The organism is Streptomyces mobaraensis (assembly GCF_020099395.1).
In the GTDB taxonomy this organism is placed as follows: Bacteria; Actinomycetota; Actinomycetes; order Streptomycetales; family Streptomycetaceae; genus Streptomyces.
Genome location: NZ_CP083590.1, coordinates 7,628,901 through 7,638,929, shown reverse-complemented (window position 1 = coordinate 7,638,929; position 10,029 = coordinate 7,628,901). Strand labels below are relative to the sequence as shown.

Below are 10,029 nucleotides of genomic sequence, written 5' to 3'. Positions count from 1 at the left end.
CCGCAACCCGACGCGCCGCCGCACGCGGCGGAAGAGCACCCCCACTCCGTGGGGTGCTCCGGGACTCCGTCCCGGAGATCCGGCCACTCCGTGGCCCGGGAGGCCAACTCCGTTGGCCTCGGCTCGGATCGCTCCGCGATCCGCCTGACGGAACGCGCTCCGCGCGTTCCTGGGCTGGCTAGGGGTGGGGTGTCGGGGTGACGGAGCGTCAAGGGGGTTGTTGGGTCATGGGTTGGGTGGAGCGGTGTGCTGTCTTTCGTCATGGCGGTTTCTTGGGCAGGTGATGGCGCGCCGGGGTGCTTCGGAAAGGCGTGGTGCGTCATTCTGTCTGGCCGCTATCTTATGGAGAGAGGAGCGGTCCCCGCTGCGGATTCGGGTGACCGGCAGGGCATCCTGACTCGGACGGAAACATGTTCTTGAAAAGCTGAATTTGTTACCTTGGTATTCAACTCCTGTGTTTCTGGCGCAATTGGATTCCAGTGGATCCGAAAGGCTTCGGCGGGAATGGCGAAGGGAATTGGTATGCTGGGGAAAGAACTGTTCCCGCATCAGGTGGAAGCCGTCGACGCCATCCTCCGCGCCCTACGGACACCCGCCAGTGGGCACATGCCGGCCGGGGACTGCGGACCCAGGTCATCGCCGCGACAGGCTCGGGCAAGACTCTGATCGCCGCCGAGGCCACCCGGAAGCTGGGGGCGCGGCGAGTGCTGGTTCTGGTGCCGACTCTTGATCTTCTGACACAGACCGCGGCCGTATGGCGGGAGGATGGCCGTGCGGGGGCGTGATCGGGTCTGCTCGCTACGGGCCGGCGACTCCGGCGGCATGCCTTGTACGACGGATCCGGCCGAGTTGGTGGGGTGGGTGCGGGGCTGGAGCGGGTGACGGTGTTCGCCACCTACGCCGCCGTCGGCCTCGGCATCCTCCAGCGCGCACATGCTCAGGGCTGGGGGTGTGGGACCTGATGGTCGTGGACGAGGCCCACCGGACCAGCGGGGATGCAGGCAAGCCCTGGGCAGCCGTACATGACCAGACCAAGATCCCCGTAGCCGCCGTCTCTACATGACCGCCACGGCCCCGTGTCTGGAAGCAGCCGGGAGCGGTCGTGGCGAGGAGCCGCGCCTGATCGCGAGCATGGACCCGGCTCCCCGTGTTCGGGCCCGTGGCCTTCAAGCTCACCTTGTCTGAGGCCATCAGCCGCGGACTCGTCGCCCCTTACCAGGTCGTGTGCGTCGATATCACCGACCCTGAGCTCACGAGGCGCACCAGGTTGCCGGCCCTGGGGCGGATGCGGTGCGCGGGGTGCGGCTGGCGGCGCTGCAGGCTGGGGTCCTGACCGCGGCGGCGCAGGAGGGGCTGCGGAGGATGCTGGCCTTCCACGGCAAGGTCAGCGAGGCCGAGGCCATGGCCGCCGGCGTCGTCGGTGCCGCTGAGCGCTGTGGGAGGACGATCCGCGCCGGTTCCCGGCGCCGGAGCGCGTATGGGCCGGCTGCTGTGCGGCGAGCACCCCCCGGCCACCGGTAGGGTCGTGCTGGAGGAGTTCGCGTCCGACGTCATCGAGGGCCGGACGCGGGTGAGGGCCTGGGCTACGGCGGCCGTGCTGCGTGTGCTCAGCTCTGTGAAGGTACTGGGCGAAGGCGTGGATACAGCGAATTGTGATTCGGTCGCCTTTTGTGATGCGCGGTCGATGATCGATATCGTGCAAATGGTCGGTCGCGCACTCGGATGAGGCCTGGGGAGGGGAAGATCGCGTCACTGATCGTTCCGGTATTCCTTGCACCGGTGAGATTCCGGACGACATGCTGACCTCTCCGCTACGGCACCCTGGCGAAGATTCTCGAGGCTCTCCGCGCCCACGACACCGACACCATCGAAGCGCTCGCCGACCCCCGTGTGCGCAGCGGCAGTTACGAGCCTGAGAGGAGGCCGGCTGGCGCAGGTGGTCAGAGCGGTGGGAGGGCGGGCGGGGGCCGAGTGTGCTCGCGCGGGAGCTGCTGAAGTTCAGCACGCCGCGGGATCCGGCGCTGCTGGCGCGTTTGTGAAGTTGCGGGTGCTTGAGCCGAGAACGCCTTCTGGCGGCGCGGGATCGAAGCCTGCGTGCGGTATGTGAAGGAGTCCGGTGCCGGCGGTTGCGGGTGCCGTACGGGTTCGTCACCCCGGACGACTGGGTGCCGGCGGGGTTTCCGCTGGGGACGTGGCTGGCGGACCAGCGGCGTTTCAACAAGCCGGGCGCCTGGCTGCGGACCGGGTCGCCGAGCTGGACGGGTTCGGGATGGTCTGGTCCCACCGGGACGTCGCGTTCGAGGAAGGACTCGCGGCCGCCCGAGGGTGGGCGCTGTGCACGGGCATTTCCTGCCGCCGGCAACCGCTGTCTGGGATGGGTACCCGGTGGGGACCTGGGCGAAGAATCAGCGGACTGCGGCCCGGCTCGCGGACACCATCGCCGAGCGCCGCGGGGCCGGTCTTCCCGTCGAATCCAGCGTCAAGGCACTCACCGAGGCGCGGCGTGAGGCGTTGGAGGAGATCGACCCGGCTGGTGCCCGCGTGGGATGTGGGTGGCAGCGCTGCTTCCGTCTCGCCCAGGCCCATGTCGAGACGGCGGGGCGGTGCCGACGGTGGTAGGTGAGGTGATCGTGCAGGGCGAAGACCTGGACGCTGGGCGGCCGGCTGTCGCCTTGGCTGGGATGACCTGCTGCCGGTCCAGCAGTGGCTGCTTGAGAACGTTCTTGGTCTCACGCCGCCGAGGAAAGAGGAACGCCTGTGAAACGCACACAGAGCGACAGGTGGGCGCTCAACCTCCGTGCTGCACAGCAGTTCCACGCCCGCGAAGGCCACCTCAACGTACCTCGGAAGCACGTCGAACACCTGGAATCAGAAGGCGGGCCGCGGGCCGGCAGGGCGGCACTGGGGGGCCTGTGGCCATCAAGCTCGGCATGGTCCTCGACAACATCAGGAAACGGGCCGGCAAACTCACCGCACAACGCCGCACCGACCTCAACCAACTCGGAATGCGCTGGTGATGGGGTGGGTGAGTATGTGGAGCCGAGCTTGCTGATGGCCGGCGGAGGGCCTCCTACGACGGCAAGCTGTTCTGTGTCGTACGCGGTGACGGCAGCCGCTGGAGCAGCTTCCAGCAGCTCCCCTCCGGTTACATCCCCGTGGCCCCCGCACTCGCCCCGTACAACGGCACGCTGTACTGCGTGATGCGCGTCAGCGGCGGCCATGAGTTGTATTGGGCCACCTTCGGTGGTTTCGCCTGGAGTGAATTCACCATGGTCAACGGGGTCGCCAGCCTCGAAACCCCTGCCCTGGCCAGCAATAACGCCTACCTGTTGTGCGTCTGCTGCGGCTGACGCATCACTCTGACCGAGGGTCACTCTGGTTCCGGACGGCCGTTGGCGCTTCTCCGTGGTACGGATGCGGTCTGGGGCGCGCGCTCGTCGCAGGTGGTCTTCGAGGCGGTCTCGGCGGCGTCGGTCAGGGGGGTGGCCCGGTCGGCGGACTTCCCGTCGATCTCGCTGTCCTGGAAGCGGTCGGCGACGGTGATCCGCAGGCTGTCGATCTTCGTGTCGAAGGGCTCGATGCGGTAGTCGGGGGCGAGGGCGAGCAGGTCGCGGTGGAGCTGGTCGAGGAGGAGTGTCCAGGCGGGGACCTGCCTGTCGCAGGGGACGGGAAGGCCATGGGAGTCGTCCATGGGCTTCATGATGGCGGCGGGGTCGGAAATGGGCCGCGGCCGCGTAGCCAGCGGTGTTGGAGCGGGAGCCGTCAGCAAGGTGGGCGCTCCGTAGGGGCGTCCGGTCTTCGATCTGGTCAGGCGGCGGTCTGCTGGAGGAGGTCGGTGTTGGCCTTCACGTTGTACCCGAGCGCCATCGCATGGCGGGGAAGCTCGCCGAGGAGTTCGAGCGGGGGCTTGGTGTCGGGCAGGTCGGTCGGGAGGAGGGCGAAGATGTCGGGGTAGCGGTCTTCGGGGCCGGCGGTGAAGGAGTCGGTGTCCTGCGCTCCTCGGTTCTCGTCGGGGAGGGCGGGTTCGGCCCCTGGGGGTGATCTGGGGGAAGAGGGTGCGGGCGGCGTGTTCTTCGGTGGCCAGGGTCAGGTCGAGCCGGCTCGCGGGCTGGGTCGGGGAGGAACTGGGGCTTGACGTTCTTTGCCGGACTCCTTCCACAAGGGGGTGCGGCTGCCGGGGTGAGGGGCGTCGGTGGCCTTCTGGTGCTGGGTGGGGTAGAGCTGTTCGCCGCGCTGGACGCGTTCGCGGGCGGCGGCCGGTGGTGGAGGTCGGCGGCCACGTGGTCTGGCAGGAGAAGGCGTTTCAGGTGGTCGGCCTGTAAGGGCAGCGGGTGCTTGTGCTGGGTGAGGACGGCACGGACGCGTCGTTGCCGCTGGGGTGGTTGTTCGTCGATGCGGGCTTTGCGGTGGTGGGCGCGCGGGCGCCGGATGCGGTGCCGCAAGTGGGGGCTGTTAGGGACAGTTCCGCTGGCAGTCTGGCAGCGGCACTGGTGGCTGCCGCACGTCCGGGGGGGTAGAGATCGGTCGGCCGCACTCTGAGGGCAGCCGGGAGGGGCAGTGGAGCGGGCCTGTGCGGAGGCTGTTACAGGGGCGGGGTGCGCGCCTCGACCCGGTAGTCGAAGGCGACACCGCTGACGCTGGTGGTGGTCACCCCGCCGTCGACGGTCAGGACGGCCCCGTTGACGTAGGACGCGGCGGGCGACAGCAGCCAGGCGATCGCCTCGGCGACCTCCTCCGGCTCACCCGGCCGCCCGGCGGGAGACAGCCGGGTCGCCTCCTCGTACCCCGCCTCGGCGCCGCCCGCCAGCCCCGCCTCCGCCGCGAACCGCGCCATCCGCCGGTCGGCCATCTCCGTGCGCACCCAGCCCGGGCACACCGCGTTGGCCCGCAGCCCCTGCGGCCCGTAGTCGACGGCGAGGGAGCGGCAGAGGTGGAGCAGACCCGCCTTGGACGTCGCGTAGCCGGCGTTGCCGACGCTGTTGCGGAGCGCGGCGACCGAGGCGACCGCGACCACCGCCCCGCGGGCCGCCAGCAGATGCGGCAGCGCGGCACGCAACAGCAGGAAAGGACCGGTGAGGTTGGTCCGTATCAGCTCTTCCCAGTCCTCGACCGCGATGTCGCCGACCGCGCCGGGCCGCCCGACTCCGGCGTTGAGCACCACACCGTCGAGCCTCCCGTAGGCCGTCACCGTCTTCTCGACGAGCTCGCGCACGGCCTCGGGGTCGGCGGTGTCGGAAGGGTGTGCCAGCGCTCCGGTCTCCTCGGCCACCCGGTGCAGCGGCTCGGGCCGCCGCCCGGAGATCACGACCTGATGCCCGGCGGTGCGCAGCAGCCGGGCGGTGGCGGCCCCGATTCCCGTTCCCCCGCCCGTCACCAGAACAACACGCTGTTCGGGCATGGTCGTTCGTCCTCCGAAGGTGGTCGGCTTTTCGGCTCCCCGTGCTGTGATCATACGAAGTGCCGGCATGGCCGGGCCGAGCGGGGGGCGTGGTCGTCGGCGGCACCGCGGCTGGGTGCGGGGGCGGCGGAGCGAGGGGGCCATGAGGTCGTTTTCGTCGGCGAAGTCTGTTTGATTCCCGACGTGTCTCAGGGCCGAGAAGTGACTTTTGGGGTTGTGGAGTTCAGTGCGGTCACTGCGACTCGTTGGGGGCCCGTATCCCAAAGGTATTGCGGAAGGTTGTGTTCAGGGCATCTTCTGGGTACGGGCGGGGTGTTGAGGGCTCAGTCGTTGTGGGTGGAGACGTTCACCGGGCTGCGGAGGCGGCAGTTCGAGGGTCTGTTGCGGGTGGTGTGGGAGCGGGGTGGCAACGGTCGCGGCGGCGGTCGGCCCGGGGGGGGCTGCCGATGGCGGGCCGGGGTCCTGCTGGTGGCGGGCCGGGGTCCTGCTGGTAGTCGTCTCCTACCGCACGGACCTCACGATGCGACAGTCGCGCCGCTGTTCGAGATCTCGCCGGCGACCGTGGGCCGGGTCATCCGGCGGCTGCGGCCCCTGCCGGCCCTGGAGCCGGCCGCCCCGCCCACGGATGCCGCGGACCGGCTGTGGATCGTGGGCCGGCCCTTCGGCGCCTTCGGTGAAGCGGCCGGTCAGTGTGCGAGAAGGATGCGTCTTCGGAGTAGGTCGAAGCCGGCCCTGGCCGTAGTGCCGACGCTTGAGGAGCTTGATTTTCGTGATGTCGCCTTCGGCAGCACCGGAGTTCAGCGGGACGCTGAGGCCGGCGGTGACGGCATCGAGGTGCCAGGCCCACATCCACAACGGCGGAGTGGTACCGGCGGCGGAGGTGGGCGAGGTGGTCATGCAGGGCGAAGACCTCGGCCGCTGGGATGGGGTGTGTCGTGCTGGGATGGGGCGTGTCGCCGTGGCGGGGACACTCTCACGCCCGTCCGGCAGTGGATGCTGGGAAACGTCCTCGGCCTTGATAGGGCTCGTTGAATTTCCCCACCCCCTGCTCGGGGTATGGGACAGACCTGCTCGCTGTGGTTCCCCACCCGCGTCGGCCGACCTGCAGCCGGACGCCACAGTGGAGGGGCCGCCCGATAGCCAGCCAGCACCAGGGCCGAGCCGAACTGTCCAGGGTGAGCGCAGCTCATCGCGTAGCGACGCCGTAGGCGCCCTTGACCGGTCGGCACGGCCCGCACACTCATCGACCGGGCGGCCCCGGTAGCCAGTTGACCGCTGAACCAAGTGGGGAACCCGAGTAGCCCCGGGGAAATTCGCTGATCCCCATCAACCTCACCCCGGCCGGGAGGTACGAGCGGTCCGTGAAGCGCACGCAGGAGACACGTGGGCTCTCAGTGTCGGGGCGGCACGCCAGTACCGTGCACGCGAAGGCCCCTCAGCGTTCCCAGGAAGCACATCGAGTACCTGGAGCTGAAAGGCGGGACGACGGCCCTCAGGGCGGCGCTGAGGAGCCCCAGGCGGTGAAGCTCGGCATGGTGCTCGACAACGTCAGGAAGCGGGCCGGCAAGCTCACCGGGCAGCGCCGCGCGGACCCGGACGCACTCGGCATGCGCTGGGGCCGGGACCGTATCCAGCGGGAGCCGGCGGTAGAGAGCGGCTGGGAGTACGCAAGGGCCCCGGCCCTTGCGGGTCCGGGCCCGTCCTCGGGCTCTTCTACGCGGCGAAGCCGACGTTGGTGACGTATTCGTACTGCCCCCATTGGGAGCCCAGGTCGACGATCGTGTCGTCCCAGGCGGCATCGAGGCCCTGGTGGTCGCCGGCCGCCCAGGCGCCGATGATGCGGTCCCAGCGGCGCACGTTCAGGGTGCGGTATTCCACCACGCGCTGCAGCGGGCGCGGGACCTGGGACTGGTTCAGGGGGTGGATCTCCACCCGGGTCCCGCGTCCCTCACGGTTCAGGCGCCTGAGGAGGTGCCGGGCGACGTTGCGCCGGCGCACCGCCCGGTAGGCGGCATCGATGCGTTCCAGGTTCGCCTTCGACGGCTGGCGCTTGCCCTCCAGCCACGCCTTCAGCGTCCGGTCGGTGACCGTCAGCCCGGCCTCGCGCGCGGCCTGGCGGCTCTTGCCCGACTTCGTCAGGTAGTGCAGGCGTGCTGTCCAGCCGCGCCGGGCGGTCACCGGGGTGGCGATACCGCCCGCGAGTTCGTCGAGTGTGCGGGCGACGGCGTCGCTGCCCTTGATGCCCCGGGCACCGAACTTCCCGAAGTCGAGGTTCTTCTGCGGCACTACTCCTCTCCCTCCCCTTCCGTCTCGTTGGTGTCGGTCCCGGCGGTGTAGGTGTCCTTGACCTTCACCTCGGTAACACCACGGCCCTCCGGGAAGACACTGCGCCAGTCACCGATGACGTGGAGCTCATCGGTGCCCATCGCCCGGACGACCGCCAGGCCCTCATCGTGGGCCTTGAGCGCCTTCAGCCACAGGTTCGCGAACGCCTGCGAGCGGATGATGTGCATCCAGTCCGGACGGTAGAGCTCCCGGTTATAGTTCGACTCCCCCATCGTCGAGACGAACTTGGAGTACATCGCCTTCACATACTCCACAGTGACCTCGTCGCCCTCGGCGATCGCGGTGTCACGAGCGTCCTTCAAAGCGATACGGAACTTCTCCAGCAGGTTCTCGGTCGCCCCGGAGGTGTAGGACTCGTGGATCTCCGGCGGTGCGCACAGCGCGTGTTTCGGGCCCGACAGGCGCAGCAGCAGGCGCAGGGTCGGCTCGGTCACCCACAGCGGTCCCGGCTCGTCGCGTTGGCCGATCGGGTTCGGCAGGACCGCCTCATGTTCCCAGGCGGGCGGGGTGATCAGGTAGACGCCGGCGCGGCGGCGGTCGTGCGGGAGGCCGGCGGAGTGCTCGAGCCGGCCCAGGGGCAGGTGGGTTTTGAGGGCGGAGAGGTAGGCGCCGTTGACATCGAGCGCCGTCACCTCATGCTTCCCGGGCGGCAGCTGGTGGCGGGTCCATTTCGGGCGGGCCTCCCAGATCTGGTCCGCGCCACGGGAGGACTGCTTCTTGAGGATGTCCGGGATCCACGGGTGAGCGATGATGTCGTAACGGGCGCCCTTACGGGTCTCGTCCAGCAGCCGCATCGCATCCGGGATCGCCCGCTTCACCAGTACGGCCGTCGCCGCCTCCACGTCACCGTGATGCTCGACGAGCACGGCCTTCACCGCCCGGCCGATCAGATCGACCGGAGCAGACGGCTCCTGGAAAGCGCGACGGGACGGGCCCTGGGAACGCTCAGAGGGACGCGCCGCCGGGCGCGGTGCGCGCGACGGCGGCTCCCCGACCGAAGCGGCTTGAGACCGGGCGAGCGCCGTGACCGGCCGGGTGACAGGCCGGGCGGGCGCTGTGACAGGCCGGGCAGGTGCTGTGACAGGCCGGGCAGGCGGCGCGGTGGGCCTGTCGGGCGCGGCAGTAGCGGCCTGGCAGTCGGCCGGGTGAAGGTGCTGGGCGAAACCCGCCACCCGGGTCCCTGCCGGATACCCGCACAACACACACGGCTCAGGCACCGCGAGGACCTCCACCTCGTCACCCTCACCGCCTTCCTCGGACACCGCCGGGGAAGCCGGCGGAACGTCGGCCGCGGCAGAAGGCTGGGCCACGGCCGGCTCGACGCCAGACAGGGCCACCGGCACCGTGCCAGTGCTGATGCCAGCGCCGACGCCAGTGCCGGTGCCAGCGCCGGTGCCAGCGCCGGTGCCGGTGCCAGCGCCAGTGCCAGTGCCAGCGCCGGTGCCAGCGCCGGTGCCAGCGCCAGTGCCGGTGCCAGCGCCAGCGCCGGTGCCAGCGCCGGTGGCGGTGCCAGCGCCGGTGCCAGTGCCAGTGGCGGTGCCGGTGCCAGCGCCGGTGGCGGTGCCGGTGCCGGTGGCGGTGCCGGTGCCGGTGGCGCATTTGGCGGCCAGCCCGTCCAGCAGATACGCGTACTTGGTGCGGGTATCGCCGGCCGGGTCCCGGCCGCTCTCCCATGCGGCGACCGTAGACGGACTCACCCCGAGCGCCCTCGCCACCTGCGCCTTGGACAACCGGGCCCGTTCCCGCAACACCTGGCGGACCTGAGGAGAGGGGAGTTCGGCTTCCGGGCCTACGCCGGCGAGCAGCGAATCGATCGCATCGAAGTCACTCACCTGTCCACTCCCCCGGGGATGTATGGGGGATGTAGGTGACGGGGTTACGGGAAAGGTGCGGGCTGGGGGTGGGCCGGCCGACGCGCGGGTCGCCGTGCAGGAGGGTGCCTTCGAGGGCGTAGCGGTCGCCGTGTTTGGAGATCCCGGTGATCCGCGCGACCACGAGGACGGTGCCCTCGGTGTTGATGATCTGCACCTCGTCCTGCGAGAGAGCCCGGTCGGCATTGAACTTCCAGATGCCCCGGCCCGCTGCCCACGCCTCGTCCTCGCTCATCCCGGGGCGCCACCCCAAGGTGACACGCCCCAGGCGGTCGTCCGCGTCCGCAGCGCGTTCGGCACCGATCTGGATCTGCAGCACCGCCCACCTCCCCAAAGAAGAACTATCCAACTTGTTGCAATGTTAGCCAAACGGGCGCGAGGGGAAGGTGCCGCCGTCCCGGGCCGGGCGTGTCG

Annotated in this window: 9 protein-coding genes and 1 pseudogene; 5 read left to right on the top strand and 5 right to left on the bottom strand. The window is 70.0% G+C overall.

What is annotated here, in order from left to right:
• Positions 1 to 479 precede the first annotated feature (479 nt).
• The 4 genes from K7I03_RS33525 (at position 480) to K7I03_RS33520 (ending at position 3,350) form a co-directional block, all read left to right on the top strand.
• Positions 480 to 785 (top strand): DEAD/DEAH box helicase family protein, encoded by a 306-nt coding sequence (locus tag K7I03_RS33525; protein WP_224347370.1) that lies wholly within the window; start codon positions 480 to 482, stop codon positions 783 to 785.
• Between the two features lie 42 nt (positions 786 to 827).
• Positions 828 to 962, top strand: coding sequence for a hypothetical protein (locus K7I03_RS33980; protein ID WP_263457562.1), 135 nt, complete (start codon positions 828 to 830; stop codon positions 960 to 962).
• Positions 963 to 2,094: 1,132 nt separating this feature from the next.
• Positions 2,095 to 2,619: a helicase associated domain-containing protein gene (locus K7I03_RS34465; protein WP_398858436.1), complete on the top strand. Its 525-nt coding sequence runs from the start codon at positions 2,095 to 2,097 to the stop codon at positions 2,617 to 2,619.
• A gap of 578 nt (positions 2,620 to 3,197) precedes the next feature.
• A complete protein-coding gene (locus K7I03_RS33520; RefSeq protein ID WP_224347369.1) occupies positions 3,198 to 3,350 on the top strand; it encodes a hypothetical protein in 153 nt (50 codons plus the stop codon).
• Positions 3,351 to 3,370: 20 nt separating this feature from the next.
• On the opposite strand, the gene K7I03_RS33515 is transcribed toward K7I03_RS33520, so the two are convergent.
• Together K7I03_RS33515 and K7I03_RS33510 are read right to left on the bottom strand one after the other, a co-directional pair.
• Positions 3,371 to 3,691, bottom strand: a complete 321-nt coding sequence (locus tag K7I03_RS33515) for a hypothetical protein (protein ID WP_224347368.1) — start codon at positions 3,689 to 3,691, stop codon at positions 3,371 to 3,373.
• An 891-nt stretch (positions 3,692 to 4,582) separates the two neighbouring features.
• Positions 4,583 to 5,398 (bottom strand): SDR family NAD(P)-dependent oxidoreductase, encoded by an 816-nt coding sequence (locus tag K7I03_RS33510; RefSeq protein WP_185942998.1) that lies wholly within the window; start codon positions 5,396 to 5,398, stop codon positions 4,583 to 4,585.
• A gap of 297 nt (positions 5,399 to 5,695) precedes the next feature.
• Between K7I03_RS33510 and K7I03_RS33505 the strand changes: the two are divergent.
• Positions 5,696 to 6,049, top strand: a pseudogene (locus K7I03_RS33505) (transposase family protein); the annotation flags it as partial.
• A gap of 1,062 nt (positions 6,050 to 7,111) precedes the next feature.
• On the opposite strand, the gene K7I03_RS33500 reads toward K7I03_RS33505, so the two are convergent.
• From K7I03_RS33500 to K7I03_RS33490, 3 genes are read right to left on the bottom strand one after another with little or no spacing between them, the layout of a single operon-like run.
• Complete coding sequence (locus tag K7I03_RS33500; protein ID WP_185943000.1) at positions 7,112 to 7,684, bottom strand: transcriptional regulator; 573 nt, start codon at positions 7,682 to 7,684, stop codon at positions 7,112 to 7,114.
• A complete protein-coding gene (locus K7I03_RS33495) occupies positions 7,684 to 9,576 on the bottom strand; it encodes a helix-turn-helix domain-containing protein (protein ID WP_224347367.1) in 1,893 nt (630 codons plus the stop codon). The genes K7I03_RS33500 and K7I03_RS33495 overlap by 1 nt, the downstream gene beginning before the upstream one ends.
• Positions 9,569 to 9,934, bottom strand: a complete 366-nt coding sequence (locus K7I03_RS33490; RefSeq protein WP_185943001.1) for a hypothetical protein — start codon at positions 9,932 to 9,934, stop codon at positions 9,569 to 9,571. The genes K7I03_RS33495 and K7I03_RS33490 overlap by 8 nt, the downstream gene beginning before the upstream one ends.
• Positions 9,935 to 10,029 lie beyond the last annotated feature (95 nt).